Source organism: Aphanizomenon sp. UHCC 0183 (assembly GCF_009712065.1).
GTDB lineage: Bacteria > Cyanobacteriota > Cyanobacteriia > Cyanobacteriales > Nostocaceae > Dolichospermum > Dolichospermum heterosporum.
The window spans coordinates 1-15,658 of sequence record NZ_VILC01000021.1 but is presented as its reverse complement, the minus strand read 5'-3'; the positions used below and the strand labels follow the sequence as shown (position 1 = coordinate 15,658).

The following is a 15,658-nucleotide window of genomic DNA, read 5'->3' as shown; positions in this document are numbered from 1 at the left end:
TTACCCTTGATTGAGAGAAGCTTTCCAGCAGGAAAAAGCCCCTAGAATGACAGCAATGATCAATAAAATTGCAGCCCAATGAAAAGTTGTTTGCACCCCGATAATTAATGATTCAATAGGGGCAGTTGTCAGATCAATTTGCATTGAAAAATTAGATTGCCTTAAAGTTAAACTAGAAAATAGGGTTCCCATGGTTGATAGACCTATAGTTTGTCCTAAGTTCCGCGATAAAGATAACAAACTAGAAGTAATTCCTAATCGTTCTTGAGTCATCGCTCCCATGACAGCGCTGATATTAGATGATATAAATATTCCGGTTCCTAATCCATAGGGTGCAATTCGTAAAATGTAGCCTAATATCGTTAAATCTTCGTTGAAGGTGCTAATAGCCAAGCAACCGCCCGCTATGAATAATAGCCCAATCAAACGGATGGTAGAAGATTTAAAATGGTCACAAAGGATTCCAGAAATAGGAGAAATCAATCCCCCCAAAATGGGCGACGTTGCTAATAAACACCCCATCTCAAAACTAGAATATTGTTTCACAAATTGTAGGAAGAAAGGAATAATAAACATAATACCAGCAATAAAAGAATAGACGATGACACTGAGTAATAAGCCTAAACTTAATTGAAGGTCTTGGAAAATTTTTAAATCTAACATCGGTTCTGATACAGAATATTCTACAACTAAAAAGCTCATAAAACCGATAGCTGCAAAGGCTAACCAAGTTAAGGTAATTTTGCTGCTAAATCCCTCTGTTTGCACAAAAGTCATGCTTAACGAAAAGCAGACTAAGGTTATTGCCATAATCAGCATCCCGAATAGATCGAATTTTTGTTGCCTTTTACTGTTAGGAAAGGAAGGAAAAAATAGCACAACAATTGCCGTTGTAATAATCCCAATGGGCAAGTTGATCAAAAATATTAATTGCCAACCCGCTAAACTAATTAGCAGTTCTCCAACCGTCGGTCCAAGGGCAACCCCTACTAAGTGAATTCCACTAATAATTCCTAGAGCCCGTTGACGTTCTTCACTGGGAAAAACTTCTGCAATAATTGCTAATCCAAGAACGGAAATCAAGACAGCACCGAGTCCCTGAATGGCTCGAAAACCGATCAAATAATTAACCTCACAGACAAGTCCGCACATCAAAGAACTTATGGAAAACAGTATCACACCACCCAGGTATAGCCACTTTTTATCCCACATATCCCCCAATCTTCCCGCACCCAAAACCATAGCAGTAATGGTTAATAAATAACTTAAAACAACCCATCGGATTAAGGCAGAATTGGTATGGAAAACTTCAACCAATTGAGGAAGAGTAATATTGACAATATATACATCCAGAGCAAACATAAATGTACCAAGGCTAATACCTAACATCGTTAACCATTTTTGGACTGCTGGTTGTTGCAGTTTTTCGGGAATAAGATTGATGGATTTAATAGCCTTGAATTTTAGCAATTATTTTGCTCCTAGTGGGATAATTTTAGATAGTTCGTTATGAAAAATATGGCTTGTTTACTCCGCCAAAATATGGATTTTTTTATTTAATTATACCAGGACGGATTGAAAATGAACTTGAGTTAACCATTTTTGATATTTAGGGATTTTTCCCATCGTAATATCTAAATAATATTTTTGTAAACTTTTCCCAATCTCGATACTATTAAATATCAAGTTATCAATCTGTTTAATCGGGACAATTCCTATGGCAGTTCCAGTAAAGAATGCTTCATCAAAATTACCAATTGATGAATAAGAAATATGTTCCTCTTTAACGTTATATCCTAAATCAGATGCAAATTGTAACACTGAATCTCTGGTCATTCCTGGTAATATATTTTCCAGGGGAGGAGTATATAGTGTATGTTCTTTTATCAAGAAAATATTGCTCCCTACTCCTTCGGCAATATTACCATCATTATCAAGAAAGAATGCGTCATTAAATCCTTTTTTTCGGGCTTTTTCCCTTTCATAAGTAAAGATTTGATATTGCCCTGACCCTTTGACATCAACGATCATATTTCTCCTATCTTTCCTTAGTTCAGCTACAGCTATTTTAATCCCATCGGCAAAATTGAGGGGAAAATCAACAGCTAAAATCGCTAAATGAATATTATCTTTTGAAAGGGTTAATCCTGGAAAGGTATCTCCAAAATATACGATAGGTCTAATATAAGTTTCTCGAAGTTGATTGTAAGTCAATACATCTTGACAAGCTTGTTCAATTTCCTGGGGCGTAAATTTATCTTCTATCTGATAAAAGAGCTTGCTAGTCGAATGATACAATCTTTGAATGTGGTCAGTTAATCTAAAAATGAATGAACCTTCAGCATATTTTCTAGTTCTTATGCCTTCAAAAGCACCAAAACCATAGTGAAGACCCTGTGATAAAAGTGGCACAGAAATCTCATTATAAGTTTTGGTTATTTTTCCATCAAACCAAACTAAGTTACTCATGTTTTTAAGTTAAATTAACAATTTCATGGTGGTCTTTAAAATTCATTAAACTAATAATTTTGTTGTTGAGTCATTTTGACACCTCAAACTCGATTTTGATAGCCAAATTCAGTGACTAAATTACGAATTGAGTCTTGATTAATTACAGGTAAAATTAGGGATTGACGACTCAACCATCTATTTTCATTGGCCGGAACTGAACACATAATTGGTTGCATTTCCCCAACACTTTTTTTCAGACTATTATCTTCTTTGATGCCGATAAAGTCTAAAAGTTTACCTAACATTTTTTCTCGCTTCTGGGAAGATTCGATAATATCTTCAAATTGAACCCTCAAAATATTAGACTGTTGCTCTTGTTCTAAACTTTCTAAAATTGCTTCATGTGTACTAGACCATTGTAAACCACAAATATATTCTAAGGGTTGATTAATTACCGTTTTCCATTGAGGAGGAAGTTCATAACTCCACCAATTTTTTCCCCAAGGAAAGACATCAGAATATCCAGGAATGTTTAAATTAGCAATTCCTTCTAAATTATGAGAGAAAAATCCTTGATGATGCCAGCCATCATAAATACCATTAATACTAGTAGCAGGAAACCGAGTCAGATGAATAATTTTAAACTCGGCATTAGGAAACAGTTGCTTAAGTAAAGGAAGGCGAAAAGCATCAATTGAAGCCTTTAATAACCAAGGTTTATTACTAATTTCCTCTGGAGTAGGACAACGACGAGGTTTAATAACGACAAAAGGGGGTTCTTCAATACAAAAATGTGAATTAGGTGGTGCTACTGAAATATTAGTGTTGGGGAAAGATGCTTTTAATAAAGAGGGTTTAAGGTCATAATAAAAGGGATTAAATTCTGGCGAAAAAATTGATAATGATTCTAAAATATTTATCACTAGAGAGGATAAATTTCCAGTCAGATTTTCTAGAAAATATCTGTTACATCCTTCTCTAATATGCCAAAAATACTCCTGGGCTGATAAACCTAATTGTGGCCATTGCATCGGTAGCCTTAAAGCCATAGTTGTGATGAATTCTTCCAAATCTTTTGGGGTTAAAATTTCTCTGGGAGTACCCACGCCGACATCAGATAAAAAATCCCTGGAAAAATTGTTAAGCTGTTCTTGACTTACCTCGATATTTTCTAGGCAATCAGATTGAAAGTTCTCAAAAGGAAAACTGTAACCATTGAGTTTGTAATAAGGTGTATGCTCTCCATTAAGAGAAAGTAATTGTTCAGTCTGACTCAGGAGATGAAATAGGAGACTACTTCCGCTACGGGGTGAAGATAAAATCACCACAACTTTACTCACATCTTTCAGACTTTGCTGATACCAAAGGGGGTTATTAATGCATTGAAATATTTCTTCTCTAGTAGCTTTGGCGTAATCGATATATTGACGATTTTTATTTAATTTTCCTTCACTATAAACCCAACTAGTATTTAAACCTGTAGTCCCCGTGGTCATTTTTCCACAATGTTCAGTTTTTTCCATGCTTTTTGTTCCTTAATAAATAGTAAGAAAAATGTACCACGCATTAGCTTGTTCAGACTGAGATAAAATCCTAATTTCATCTCAGTCTCTTGTTGCTTTTTGACTAATTGATAGCTATATTGGATTGACAATAGCTTTTGTTATATGTCAATAATTGCTAACAAGAAATTAAACGATTAATGATGATTTATTTATTGTAATTCACGTCGCTGTCTACCCGTCGAAAAAATACACCTGCGCCTGGTTTTCCTTCTACCTCTGGTTCATGGAATATGTGTCCATCAAATATTGAGCTATATTTACCCTCTTTAATTACAGAATCAGGTAGCTTAATTAGAGGTCGATAGAGATGATGTTCTTGTCCTTCACGAATAATTGGCTCATTGAAGACTGCGTTGTAAGAACAGTGCATTAAAGTTCGAGGTCTATCAGACCTATTCGGGTCGGAACCATGTAACGTATTGGAATGGAAAAACATAGCATCCCCTGGTTCCATTTCACAATAATCAATCCCCAATTTTTCTAACGCTTTTTCGATACGAAATGGGTCAGGACAATGAGTATCTTTAGTATCTCCAATCCGAACGCGATGAATACGACCCAAATTATGGGAACCAGGCACCATTTTTACACAACCATTGCCTTTATCACTCTTATCAATCGCAATAGTACAAGTTACATGATAGGGAAACAAACAACCATCTTCATACCAAGTCGCATAATCTTGATGAAAATGTAGTTGTCCATCATTGGTCAATTTTCTGACGATTTTTGAGTGCCAATGATAGCATTCCATTCCTCCTAAAAGAGTTTCTACTGCATCTATCATTCGAGCAGTCCGTGGCATTACGCCTAAGAGTGTATCACCTAATTCAGACCAGAGTGTTACCTTAAAATATCCCCCTGCTTTGTCATTAACAGTCGTTTGCGCTCCGTTAATACTGGGGTCAGCTTCACAAGCTTTCCGAATTGGTTCAATTTCTTCTCGGTCAAAGAAATTACGAATAATCACATATCCCTTTTTGTGATATTCATTAATTTGTTCCGCATTTAAGGGGCGGGTTGTACAGATTTTTGCCATATTTGGGTTAATTTGAGTCTTCATTTCTTGTCTATTGTTACTAAAAATCATCAGTAAATATATTCTATGTGATACTACCAAAAGATTGAGCTGTATCCAGTAAATATTAAATATCGTAACAAAACTTTACATACTTAGATAAACCTAGCCTACAGGGGGTAAAGTCGAGATAGCTGCAATTTGGGACACATTGTAAATAAATGTTGCAGAAACTTTACTACATCAGCCCTCTCTTCATACTCTTTTTTTGAGCAAGGTATTGATTAAGATTTAGAATTCAAACCCATAAAAATGCAACAATCAGGTGTGACTGTTTGGTTTACTGGTTTAAGTGGAGCGGGTAAAACTACCATTTGTAGAGATGTAGAGCAAAAGCTTCTGGAACAGGGCGATAAAGTTGAAGTTCTTGATGGCGATATTGTCCGCCAGAACTTAACGAAGGGTTTAAGTTTCAGCAAGAAAGATAGAGACGAAAATATTCGTCGCATAGGCTTTGTTGCCCAATTATTGACTCGCAATGGTGTAATTGTTTTGGTTGCAGCCATTTCTCCCTACCGAGATATCCGTAATGAAGTTCGGCAGAAAATTGGTAATTTCATTGAGGTTTATGTCAATACTCCGTTAGATGTTTGTGAGCAACGAGATGTCAAGGGTTTATATAAAAAAGCTAGATCAGGGGAAATTAAAAACTTCACAGGAGTTAATGATCCCTATGAACCACCAATTGACCCAGAAGTTGAATGCAAAACAGATCATGAAAATCTAGATGAGAGTGTAAGCAAAGTTCTAAAGGCAATCCTTGAAGTTCGTAACAATTACCGAAGAGCCAAAATTATTGTCAATAATCATGCTTAAATAAGTATTAGCTCTGGAGAGGGTGAGTTTTTTGTATCTTACCGTCTATTACAAGATTTCCGTTCACTATCATCTTGAGGATATTGCCAAGAATATTTTTATCTTCAATCACTTCATATACCAGGGGAAACGCATCTCAATAATGACCCAAACATTTGCATTAACGTCTACTTATTGACAATAATTTAAACCATCACGATGACTCTGAAAAAATCAATCAAACGATAAATACCGATTCTTTCGTTTATACACAAAAATGGTGTTCTGTCAATAAAATTTAGATGCGTTTCCCCTGCTTCATATACTAAACGATGTTGAATATTAATCCGTCGTGAATACGCACCTTCTAAATCTCCTACTAACTTTTCATAAGGTGGAGGATTTTGAAACGGATTGACCTGAATAATATCAAGTAAACTTTGCGCTTTATCTTTTAAATTACTTGCAGCTAATTTTTTAGCATCTTTCTGAGCTTGTTTAGTATAAACTAATTTCCAATTTACCACTCTAATTCCGCATCACATTCTGCAATTGGTGTTGCTAATCCTTCTTTAATTGATTCCCGCATCCCTGGAATAGAAAGAAGATAAGACTTCAGTACCTGTCATTTGAAAATCTGTTGGTAATATGACCGTTTGATGAGTACCGTCACTGCTAAGTTTGGCTGTATTCATGATTATTTCCTCTCATTAATGCCTAACGCACTACTCTAACTTCAACCCCCACATTAATATAAGTAGGTTAGCCTTGAAAATCGTCGTTATGGCAAGGCAAGAGGCACTCATGCAAGAGGCAAGAGTGAAGAGGGTTTGGGCGATTTTACTTTTCTTTACACAGATTGGTTTTATTGTGTTCACCTACTTACTTCATGGAATTCCTGTTCCCGCGAAGTTTTAAGAATAGAGCAGCCGTTTCAACTGCTTTCTCTGGATTGAATTTAAAACGTATAGACATAAGTTCCACCAGAGTCCACTACAATAGTATTATTGTACTATTTGTTTGGAAATAAATAGGGCTTGCTAAATAAAGCTAAAACCATTTATTAATAAGGGTTTCGCGGATTGTTATCACAAAAAAGTGCAAGGTTTTGGCTGATAGTGTCTCAAAATCGGTGCATTTTCCTGGGTCGGATTTGGAAAATTGAGGATATCCAGATAGTTGAAACTGTTCCCTGTTCCCTGTTCCCTGCCCTCACAGACAACTTATTCAGCAAACCCTAAATAAACACTCCCGGTTCGCTCATTTTTTTTGGAGTTCGAGAAATTGCCAAAAAAATAGAAAATCTAGGTTTCGTAATGGTTTTAGCGATTTCCCGAAATTTAGCTTGAACTACCCTCGGTGCTAAAAACTCTATTTTTATGCGAACTGCTTGCAGCAGCGCTTCGCTATCGCCTACGTCATAGTACATTTGAATTATAGGCTAAAACCCCTATTAAATCGTTCAGGTTTTTTCTAACTCAATTTAAAATAGGCGAACCGGGAGTAAACAGTATTAGAGCTTATCCATTTTACATAAATTCCGTGTATGTTACATAATTCTCACAAATAATTTTTGATATAACTACCGCTTTGACAATTTACAACAAAACTTGAAAAAATTAGCTCTACTATTAACCACATTTATGAAGATAAAATAGATTTTTTGTCCTGATTTTATATCAAAATATATTCTATTAAAACTTTTATCTATATAAAAAACTTATGATTAAGTCAATTAATTTGACATTGCCACACACTTTATGATATCTAGGTTTATTTGGGACTACTAACAAAAATCGCAACATCAATGGTCTATTGTTTGGATTTAGTCCCCAAAATGCTGGTAATATCACTCTCCTCAGTACACAAACCCCAGGAAAAGTAATTAATAGCTACTCATTAACCGATCAACCTGTGTCATCGTAATTGGATATCTACTATTGTTGATATAGATATCCAAAATTTTAGCCTGTGCTAAAATCAGCATACCGGCACGACGCAGGTGATGGGAAAAATGCCATGTTTGAACGCTTCACAGAAAAAGCCATTAAGGTAATCATGCTGGCCCAAGAAGAGGCCCGCCGTTTAGGTCACAACTTTGTCGGAACTGAGCAGATCCTCTTGGGTCTGATTGGCGAAGGCACAGGAGTAGCCGCCAAGGTGCTGAAATCAATGGGAGTTAATCTCAAAGATGCTCGCATTGAAGTTGAAAAAATCATAGGACGGGGTTCAGGCTTTGTCGCCGTGGAAATTCCGTTTACGCCACGAGCAAAACGGGTTTTAGAACTATCCTTGGAAGAAGCACGCCAATTGGGGCATAACTACATTGGTACCGAGCATCTGCTGTTGGGACTGATCCGCGAAGGGGAAGGTGTCGCAGCCAGGGTGCTAGAAAACCTCGGTGTAGATTTGACCAAGGTGAGAACCCAAGTGATTCGGATGTTGGGAGAAACGGCGGAAGTTACGCCGGGTGGCCCCTCTGGTCGCACTAAAACCCCAACTCTCGATGAGTTTGGATCGAATCTGACCCAAATGGCCATAGATAACAAGCTTGATCCTGTGGTGGGACGCGCCAAGGAAATTGAGCGAGTTATTCAAATTTTGGGTCGCCGGACGAAAAACAATCCCGTGTTGATTGGTGAACCAGGTGTTGGTAAAACCGCGATCGCTGAAGGTTTAGCTTCACGTATCGCTAGTAAGGATATCCCCGATATCTTAGAAGATAAGCGTGTAGTCACTCTCGATATTGGTTTGCTAGTAGCAGGAACTAAATATCGCGGTGAATTTGAAGAACGTCTCAAAAAAATTATGGATGAAATCCGCTCTGCGGGTAATGTCATCCTGGTAATTGACGAAGTTCACACCTTAATTGGTGCAGGTGCAGCCGAAGGGGCGATTGATGCAGCGAATATCCTCAAGCCAGCCTTGGCGCGGGGTGAGTTGCAATGTATCGGTGCGACTACTTTGGATGAGTACCGCAAGCACATTGAACGGGATGCAGCGTTGGAAAGACGCTTCCAGCCTGTAATGGTGGGTGAACCTTCTGTTGATGAAACAATAGAAATTTTATATGGTTTGCGCGATCGCTATGAAGCACACCACAAGCTGAAGATATCCGATGAAGCATTGGTAGCGGCGGCGAAATTGTCTGATCGTTATATTAGCGATCGCTTTTTGCCAGATAAAGCCATTGACTTGATGGATGAAGCGGGTTCACGGGTGCGCTTGATTAACTCCCAACTGCCCCCAGCAGCCAAGGAATTAGACAAGGAACTACGGCAAATCTTAAAAGAAAAAGATGATGCAGTCCGTTCCCAGGACTTTGATCGGGCGGGAGAATTGCGCGATCGGGAAATGGAAATCAAAGCCGAAATCCGCACCATTGCTCAAACCAAGAGTAACGGTGCTAGTGGTGACGGCGTTGAACCTGTAGTTACAGAAGAAGACATTGCTCACATTGTCGCTTCTTGGACAGGTGTACCGGTGAACAAACTTACCGAATCTGAGTCCGAGAAGTTGCTGCACATGGAGGACACCTTACATCAGCGCCTCATCGGTCAAGAAGACGCTGTTAAGGCTGTTTCCAGAGCCATCCGTCGCGCTCGTGTTGGGTTAAAAAATCCGAATCGGCCGATCGCTAGTTTTGTCTTCTCCGGTCCAACTGGGGTAGGTAAAACTGAATTGGCGAAATCCTTGGCTTCCTACTTCTTCGGTTCGGAAGAAGCCATGATTCGCTTAGATATGTCCGAATACATGGAGCGCCACACCGTCAGTAAATTGATCGGTTCACCTCCAGGTTATGTCGGTTACAACGAAGGTGGTCAGTTAACAGAAGCTGTCCGTCGTCGTCCTTACACTGTGGTGCTATTCGACGAAATCGAAAAAGCCCACCCCGATGTCTTCAATATGCTCTTACAAATTTTGGAAGATGGGCGTTTAACTGACGCGAAAGGTCGCACGGTGGACTTTAAGAACACCTTGCTGATTTTGACTTCCAACATCGGTTCTAAGGTAATTGAAAAAGGCGGTAGCGGTATTGGTTTCGATTTTGCTGAAGATGCTAACGAATCTCAATACAACCGGATTCGTTCTTTGGTGAATGAGGAACTGAAGAATTACTTCCGTCCTGAGTTCCTGAACCGGTTAGATGAAATTATCGTCTTCCGTCAATTGAATAAGCTGGAAGTTACCCAAATTGCCGAAATCATGCTCAAGGAAGTGTTTGGTAGGTTGACGGAAAAAGGCATTGTCTTAGAAGTCACAGACCGCTTCAAGGATCGCTTGATCACTGAGGGTTACAGTCCTAGCTACGGTGCAAGGCCATTACGTCGGGCAATTATGCGCTTATTGGAAGATAGTTTGGCGGAAGAAATTCTGTCTGGACGCATCAAAGACGGCGATACTGCTCTTGTTGATGTTGATGAAAATGGCATTGTCCAAGTTAGTTCTCAGCAAACACGGGAGTTATTACCCCAAGGTGTTGAGTCTTAGTTAGGTTTTTTAATTGTTAATTGCACGGTGGAGGACTTTGGTTCTCTACCGTTTTTTTTGTTTTTTTCTCACGCAGAGGCGCAGAGTCGCAGAGAGGAGAAGGGAAAAGATCAAAGTCCAGAATAAACTGAGTAATGATATAGTCTGAGATTTGTATAATAAATTTTCGCGTTTTCAGATCAAGATTTATAATATAGATGTACTACACTGCTTCTCAAGGATAATTATGCCTATCCAGTTTCGGTTTCACCCAGAAAAAGCTGTAGAAGCCGCAGCTATACTTATGAAGCTGCATGGTAAGCCTATCAAATATTTAGGTTTGCTAAAAATGCTCTATATAGCTGATCGTATTGCGTTAGAAAGAATAGAACAGCCAATTACAGGTGATCATTATGTATCAATGAAATATGGTCCTGTTCTTAGTGGTGTTTATGATCTAATTAAACGCAAACCTGTTGATGATGCTCTACCTCTGTGGTCTGAGTACATTTCTCCTGGTGATAAGAACTTTCTTGTTTACTTAGTCAAAGATCCAGGAAATGATGAACTATGCGAAGAAGAGGAAGAGATTCTTCAAGAGGTATATCAAAGCTTTGGACATCTTGATCCATTTCATGTTGCTGAATGGACTCATGATTTACCAGAGTGGAAAGATCCTCATGGTTCTGCTATTCCCATTTCAGTAGAAGATATTCTGAAAAATGTTGGTAAAAGTGAGGAAGAAATTCAGGAAATTAGACAAATAGCACTGAGGGAAGCATATTTAGATGAGGTGCTAAGTGTCTAGTATTTCTATAAACATAGGAGATGTATTTTTAATTGATACACCTCCTAATGGACAACATTTTTACGTCGCAATTGCAAAAACTTCTAATAATAAATATTTATTTGTTAATTTAACAGACAAGAAAAATAACTCTGAAAGAGTTTGTGTTTTAGTACCAGACCGAGTTTACCAAGTTTTATTAAAAAGGAATCTATTATAGCTTACTATTTTGCTCGTGAAATGGATGCAAATGATCTTGCTATTTGTATAACTTCTGGTAGTCCTATACCCAAAGATTGTTTATCTGCTGATATTGTATCACAAATTCAACAGGGAGGATTGATTTCTAAGAAGTTGAAGAATAAATATAAAACTGCATTGAAGAATTTCTTAGGAATTGGTTAAATTAAACTTAGTAATGGGAAAGGTTTACTTGAAAATCAAGAATAATTGGTAATTGATCAAAATGAGGTAAGGTGAATTATGAGTAATACAAAATCTGTGCGTCGTCGTCAACCAGGGAGAATTTTTCCAGAATTTACAATACCACTGGAAGAATTACCTAGAAGAGAAGCAGAAAGAAATGCGCGTGGAGAAAAAGCGCATGTTGTTTTTAATCGAGTTCGTCCTGAATTAATAAATGATCATTACAATTGGTTTATGGTAATTGAACACCAATAGTGGTGATTATTTTATTGATGTTGATGACAGTATTACTGAAAAAAAGCGCGAAAAAAATATCCTACAGGTTGGTTAGTGACTTTTAGAATTAATGAAACTGGTGTTTGTGGCAGAATATGATATACTGGTAACGGCTAATGATAATTAACCTGGAACTAGATTATTAATAACATAAGGAATAACTAATATGATTGCAAATAGTGAATTAATTTTAGGCGAAACTTTTACTTTTCTAGATAATTTAGATACAAATCATGAATCAGCATCAGACGAAGAAATTAATGAAAAATATAAAAAGGGTGAAATTAGAATTGTTACGGAACAAGCTCGTTATCCGTTAGATAGTATACCGAAAATGCTTGAGAGTAAAAAATATATTCTTGATCCTGAATATCAACGTAGAAAAAGATGGGATAACGTTCGTAAATCTAGGTTGATAGAATCATTCATTATGAATGTACCAATCCCACCTATCTTTTTATATGAAATAGAATATTCTCTCTATGAAGTAATGGATGGACAACAAAGATTAACTGCTATTGATGATTTTTATCAAGGTAATTTTCAACTGGAAGGACTACAGTATTGGAGAGAACTAAATGGTAGAAAATATGAAACCTTACCAGAGCAAGTGAGAAGAGGTATAGATAGACGCTATTTATCATCTGTTGTTTTATTACAAGAAACAGCTAAAAGTCAAGAAGAAGCTGAAGAACTTAAACGAATAGTTTTTGAAAGACTCAACAGTGGTGGAGAAAAGTTAACTCACCAAGAAACAAGAAATGCGTTACAAAATGGAAAATTTAACCAATTATGTATAAAACTTTCTCAAAATGAATATTTCCGGAAAATGTGGAATTTCCCTTTAGAATGTGAAGGAGAAGAAAAATTACTAGAAAATGAATCTTATAAAAAGATGGAAGATGTAGAATTAGTCTTACGCTTCTTTGCTTATCGTCATATAGATAAATTAAAATCTACAGGAGTTGATAAATTTTTAGATGAATATTTAAAACAAGCAAATAGCTATTCTGATCAAACAATGAAAAACCTGGAAAGTCTATTTAATGAGACTATTGACATAATTTATCATATATTAGGAAATCAAGCTTTTATTCCACCAAAAGGAGAGCGGAATAGAAAAATTCCTTTAAAAATAGTTTATGACTCAATGATGCAAGTGTTTGCTAAAAAAATTTCCTTCAAGAATCAATTACTAAAACATAAGAACGCGATAAAGAATGAGATGTATTCTGATGAAAAAATGTTACGTGTAGAAGAAGAAAATAATCGTTTTCTTTTTGAGGGTAGGTATGCTACCAAAAAAGCCTTGGAAACAAGAATTGAATATTTTGATAACTTTCTACAAAAGTATATTAAATAAACTTTGGTAGAAATTATGAATATAGAATCATTAGAAAACTTTAAAAGAGAACTCAATCAAATTAGAGAATATTTGAAACATATTCAATATGTAAATGATGTAGCTGCTTATCATATTCAAGATAATGATAATGAGCAAATCAAAAATTTACTTAATACTCTAAATAGTCACTATAGGGGTTTTAGAACAGATAAGCGAATATTTGAATATAAAGCATCTATTATCTCACTATATGGACTGCTAGAAAAATATGTAGAAATATGGATTAAAGAGTATCTTGATTTTCTATCGACTGTCATACCTGAATATACACAAATAAGTAGGTAAACATAATAAAAACGATATATGTTTAGTTTTGTAAAAACCGTGAAACAACCTATTTGCAAAGCATTCATTGAATTTACATTTCGTCACATACCTTTAAATTTTTCTCTTTACCTACTTACACGAAAAAATCAGAGACAATCATTTTGAACTTTCTTTAAAATTAATAAATACTATTACCAGTAGGGAAAGTGCCAAATATCAGCATCTTACAAAAGAGGAAGTGCTAAAGAAACTTAATAATTGTATAGTCAATCCTACCAAATACCAAATTAATACAGATGCTTTTGTTCTTTTGTCAGGTAATTTAAAACATAACAAAATTGTAGAGTTATTCAACAAGTTAAATTTGGATTTGAATGAGGAATTGTTAAAAAATGAAGAACTTAAAAATGAAATTGGTTTAAACCAAAATACTATTTCTAGAATAGAAAAGGATATTTTGTATAATAAAATAAATGATTTGGTTGAAAGAAGAAACCAAATTGCTCACGGTTCAGAAGAAGTAGATGATATCCTCAGCATATCTGAATTAGAACCTTATATTCAATTTTTAGAGAAATATTGTCAAGCTATTTTTCAGACATTATTTGAACAAGTTATTAAAGAAGAATCCAGACATACTTTTCAGAAAGTAGAAAATGTAATTAAAATTTTTGGCAATAAAGTATTGGCGTTTGAGCTTGAAAATTATACGATAAAAGTTGGAGATATGTTAATTATCCAAGCAAAAGAAGGTAGGTTTTATAAAAAACCTATTTTAACAATTCAATTAGATAATACCGAATATCCTGAACTTATAGTTACAGAAAAAACAAAGATTGCTGCAAGTGTAGATTATAAAATAAAAGATAATCACACATTTTACATAGTGAAAAAATAATGAAATCGCTCTTAGTTAGATTATGGTAGAGAAGTGCGATTGTGCGGAACTCAGTACCAGAAGGCGATAGCGAAGCGCTCCGCAGGAATCGCTGAGATAAGGTCAGTGAAAAAACAAGTTTCAGGTTATAGAATATAGAATTAGTCCAGATGGTAGTAATATTCCACTTTACTATGGGGAGATAAAAATAAATGCAGACAACCAATACCACGTCATCCCCCGCACCAGATATAGTGAAGAATAACTGGGAATTTACAGAAGTATGGATAGATCCGATGTTATCACCGACCTATATTCTGTTATTGCTTTGCGACAGTGAAGGAAATTGTCGAATTTATGATCCAAAACAGGGTGATAAGGTTGTATTTTCTAGTAATAATTATGAAGCAGCTAAGTTATGGTTACTAGAAGATGAGTATGAACCAGTTGAGGGTAGGCTTCTAGCTGCGGAATTAGTGTGAGTTAGTTATTTTTTGTTTCACGCAGAGGCGCAGAGGCGCAAAGATGCAAAGAGGAGAAGGAGTGATATATTCGTTATAATGAGTTTTATTGAGGAGTAAGGGTCATTCCTACATCTGAGCAAAAAACGCAGTTATTTATTCTGTGTTGTTGGTTAACTAAACTATATTTACCCATAAACTTGGTTCGAGTTGATAAACGTACAGGTAATGTATTTATTCTCGCAGGTGAAGAGAATATGATAGAAATATATCCTAATGGTAAATGGAGGTATGTGGTATGAGTCAGCCTAACTTCCAAGGTATGAGTACAAAAGAATTACGTGCTTATGTTTTATCTCATCGAGATGACCAAGAGGCATTCTACATTTATGTAGATAAGTTAAATGCTGAAGCAAATTGGGTAGAAATGCCACCATCAGAATCTGTTGATGATTTGATGAATTTTCCTGAGTTTTTGCAGCGTTTTAGTAATGGTAAAAGATTAATTGAAAGTGAAGAATAACTATTATGATTTTTACTGATGTGGTAGAAGCAATAAAAGGGTTTTCAATTGAAGAAAAGTTACAAATTCAATTGTTATTGCAGCAATATTTAAGAGAAGAACGCCGCGAGGAAATTTATCAAAATTTGCAAAATGCGAAGCGAGAAGAAGAAAATGGTGAACTCACATTTTCTGCCAATATTGATGAATTCAAACAACAGTTTCTCAGCCGTCGTGAACTTATAAAGTTACCTATAGAGGAACGAAAAAAGATTTTAGCGTCACAATCTGATTTAAT

The 15,658-nt window shown here is 36.0% G+C and carries 20 protein-coding genes and 1 pseudogene; 13 read left to right on the top strand and 8 right to left on the bottom strand.

Features of this window, described 5'->3' with window-relative positions; translation table 11 throughout:
• From FJR37_RS09780 to FJR37_RS09765, 4 genes are all read right to left on the bottom strand, one after another.
• The gene (locus tag FJR37_RS09780; RefSeq protein WP_039200422.1) at nt 1–1,470 is read right to left on the bottom strand and encodes an MFS transporter; all 1,470 of its coding nucleotides are present in this window, start codon (nt 1,468–1,470) and stop codon (nt 1–3) included.
• 90 nt (nt 1,471–1,560) lie between these two features.
• Nucleotides 1,561–2,469 carry a branched-chain-amino-acid transaminase gene (ilvE, locus tag FJR37_RS09775; protein WP_039200423.1) on the bottom strand — a complete coding sequence of 303 codons (909 nt, stop codon included), beginning with the start codon at nt 2,467–2,469 and terminating at the stop codon, nt 1,561–1,563.
• An 83-nt stretch (nt 2,470–2,552) separates the two neighbouring features.
• Nucleotides 2,553–3,974: a sulfotransferase gene (locus FJR37_RS09770; RefSeq protein ID WP_168465901.1), complete on the bottom strand. Its 1,422-nt coding sequence runs from the start codon at nt 3,972–3,974 to the stop codon at nt 2,553–2,555.
• A gap of 187 nt (nt 3,975–4,161) precedes the next feature.
• A complete protein-coding gene (locus FJR37_RS09765) occupies nt 4,162–5,079 on the bottom strand; it encodes a phytanoyl-CoA dioxygenase family protein (RefSeq protein ID WP_039200443.1) in 918 nt (305 codons plus the stop codon).
• A gap of 267 nt (nt 5,080–5,346) precedes the next feature.
• On the opposite strand from FJR37_RS09765, the gene cysC reads away from it, so the two are divergent.
• Nucleotides 5,347–5,910: an adenylyl-sulfate kinase gene (cysC, locus tag FJR37_RS09760; RefSeq protein WP_039200427.1), complete on the top strand. Its 564-nt coding sequence runs from the start codon at nt 5,347–5,349 to the stop codon at nt 5,908–5,910.
• Nucleotides 5,911–6,095: 185 nt separating this feature from the next.
• Here cysC and FJR37_RS26940 read toward each other — a convergent pair whose 3' ends face one another.
• From FJR37_RS26940 to FJR37_RS09740, 4 genes and pseudogenes are all read right to left on the bottom strand, one after another.
• Nucleotides 6,096–6,416, bottom strand: a complete 321-nt coding sequence (locus FJR37_RS26940; RefSeq protein WP_235334850.1) for a Txe/YoeB family addiction module toxin — start codon at nt 6,414–6,416, stop codon at nt 6,096–6,098.
• Nucleotides 6,410–6,499, bottom strand: a pseudogene (locus FJR37_RS27685) (type II toxin-antitoxin system prevent-host-death family antitoxin); the annotation flags it as partial. The pseudogene FJR37_RS27685 and the gene FJR37_RS26940, both read right to left, overlap by 7 nt.
• Nucleotides 6,462–6,584 (bottom strand): hypothetical protein, encoded by a 123-nt coding sequence (locus FJR37_RS27425; protein ID WP_256366873.1) that lies wholly within the window; start codon nt 6,582–6,584, stop codon nt 6,462–6,464. The pseudogene FJR37_RS27685 and the gene FJR37_RS27425, both read right to left, overlap by 38 nt.
• 542 nt (nt 6,585–7,126) lie before the next feature.
• Nucleotides 7,127–7,318 (bottom strand): hypothetical protein, encoded by a 192-nt coding sequence (locus FJR37_RS09740; RefSeq protein ID WP_039200428.1) that lies wholly within the window; start codon nt 7,316–7,318, stop codon nt 7,127–7,129.
• A 590-nt stretch (nt 7,319–7,908) separates the two neighbouring features.
• Here FJR37_RS09740 and FJR37_RS09735 point away from each other — a divergent pair.
• The 12 genes from FJR37_RS09735 to FJR37_RS09690 all read left to right on the top strand — a co-directional run.
• On the top strand, nt 7,909–10,380 hold the full coding sequence (locus FJR37_RS09735; RefSeq protein ID WP_039200429.1) for an ATP-dependent Clp protease ATP-binding subunit: 2,472 nt from the start codon (nt 7,909–7,911) through the stop codon (nt 10,378–10,380).
• 226 nt (nt 10,381–10,606) lie between these two features.
• Nucleotides 10,607–11,167: a Panacea domain-containing protein gene (locus FJR37_RS09730; RefSeq protein ID WP_039200431.1), complete on the top strand. Its 561-nt coding sequence runs from the start codon at nt 10,607–10,609 to the stop codon at nt 11,165–11,167.
• 141 nt (nt 11,168–11,308) lie between these two features.
• A complete protein-coding gene (locus FJR37_RS26415; protein WP_217355229.1) occupies nt 11,309–11,551 on the top strand; it encodes a hypothetical protein in 243 nt (80 codons plus the stop codon).
• Nucleotides 11,552–11,629: 78 nt separating this feature from the next.
• A complete protein-coding gene (locus FJR37_RS26935; RefSeq protein ID WP_228039300.1) occupies nt 11,630–11,827 on the top strand; it encodes a hypothetical protein in 198 nt (65 codons plus the stop codon).
• 187 nt (nt 11,828–12,014) lie between these two features.
• Nucleotides 12,015–13,211, top strand: coding sequence for a DUF262 domain-containing protein (locus tag FJR37_RS09715; protein ID WP_168465900.1), 1,197 nt, complete (start codon nt 12,015–12,017; stop codon nt 13,209–13,211).
• Between the two features lie 15 nt (nt 13,212–13,226).
• Nucleotides 13,227–13,538 (top strand): hypothetical protein, encoded by a 312-nt coding sequence (locus FJR37_RS09710; protein ID WP_168465899.1) that lies wholly within the window; start codon nt 13,227–13,229, stop codon nt 13,536–13,538.
• A gap of 97 nt (nt 13,539–13,635) precedes the next feature.
• Complete coding sequence (locus FJR37_RS09705; protein WP_168465926.1) at nt 13,636–14,418, top strand: MAE_28990/MAE_18760 family HEPN-like nuclease; 783 nt, start codon at nt 13,636–13,638, stop codon at nt 14,416–14,418.
• 127 nt (nt 14,419–14,545) lie between these two features.
• Nucleotides 14,546–14,662 carry a hypothetical protein gene (locus FJR37_RS27680; RefSeq protein WP_371316526.1) on the top strand — a complete coding sequence of 39 codons (117 nt, stop codon included), beginning with the start codon at nt 14,546–14,548 and terminating at the stop codon, nt 14,660–14,662.
• On the top strand, nt 14,610–14,879 hold the full coding sequence (locus FJR37_RS09700) for a hypothetical protein (RefSeq protein WP_039200433.1): 270 nt from the start codon (nt 14,610–14,612) through the stop codon (nt 14,877–14,879). Before FJR37_RS27680 ends, FJR37_RS09700 begins: the two co-directional genes overlap by 53 nt.
• A gap of 104 nt (nt 14,880–14,983) precedes the next feature.
• Nucleotides 14,984–15,160: a hypothetical protein gene (locus FJR37_RS27675; RefSeq protein ID WP_371416113.1), complete on the top strand. Its 177-nt coding sequence runs from the start codon at nt 14,984–14,986 to the stop codon at nt 15,158–15,160.
• Nucleotides 15,157–15,381: a hypothetical protein gene (locus FJR37_RS09695; RefSeq protein ID WP_039200448.1), complete on the top strand. Its 225-nt coding sequence runs from the start codon at nt 15,157–15,159 to the stop codon at nt 15,379–15,381. Before FJR37_RS27675 ends, FJR37_RS09695 begins: the two co-directional genes overlap by 4 nt.
• A 5-nt stretch (nt 15,382–15,386) precedes the next feature.
• Nucleotides 15,387–15,658: hypothetical protein (locus FJR37_RS09690; RefSeq protein WP_254434553.1), on the top strand; the 272-nt coding region annotated here is incomplete at its 3' end.

Excerpts from the sequence above, each read along its gene's own strand:
- ilvE (WP_039200423.1), bottom strand. The coding sequence starts at position 2,469 with ATGAGTAACTTAGTTTGGTTTGATGGAAAAATAACCAAAACTTATAAT.
- FJR37_RS09770 (WP_168465901.1), bottom strand. The coding sequence starts at position 3,974 with ATGGAAAAAACTGAACATTGTGGAAAAATGACCACGGGGACTACAGGT.
- FJR37_RS09765 (WP_039200443.1), bottom strand. The coding sequence starts at position 5,079 with ATGAAGACTCAAATTAACCCAAATATGGCAAAAATCTGTACAACCCGC.
- cysC (WP_039200427.1), top strand. The coding sequence starts at position 5,347 with ATGCAACAATCAGGTGTGACTGTTTGGTTTACTGGTTTAAGTGGAGCG.
- FJR37_RS27425 (WP_256366873.1), bottom strand. The coding sequence starts at position 6,584 with ATGAATACAGCCAAACTTAGCAGTGACGGTACTCATCAAACGGTCATA.
- FJR37_RS09740 (WP_039200428.1), bottom strand. The coding sequence starts at position 7,318 with ATGTACTATGACGTAGGCGATAGCGAAGCGCTGCTGCAAGCAGTTCGC.
- FJR37_RS09735 (WP_039200429.1), top strand. The coding sequence starts at position 7,909 with ATGTTTGAACGCTTCACAGAAAAAGCCATTAAGGTAATCATGCTGGCC.
- FJR37_RS09730 (WP_039200431.1), top strand. The coding sequence starts at position 10,607 with ATGCCTATCCAGTTTCGGTTTCACCCAGAAAAAGCTGTAGAAGCCGCA.
- FJR37_RS26935 (WP_228039300.1), top strand. The coding sequence starts at position 11,630 with ATGAGTAATACAAAATCTGTGCGTCGTCGTCAACCAGGGAGAATTTTT.
- FJR37_RS09715 (WP_168465900.1), top strand. The coding sequence starts at position 12,015 with ATGATTGCAAATAGTGAATTAATTTTAGGCGAAACTTTTACTTTTCTA.
- FJR37_RS09710 (WP_168465899.1), top strand. The coding sequence starts at position 13,227 with ATGAATATAGAATCATTAGAAAACTTTAAAAGAGAACTCAATCAAATT.
- FJR37_RS09700 (WP_039200433.1), top strand. The coding sequence starts at position 14,610 with ATGCAGACAACCAATACCACGTCATCCCCCGCACCAGATATAGTGAAG.
- FJR37_RS09695 (WP_039200448.1), top strand. The coding sequence starts at position 15,157 with ATGAGTCAGCCTAACTTCCAAGGTATGAGTACAAAAGAATTACGTGCT.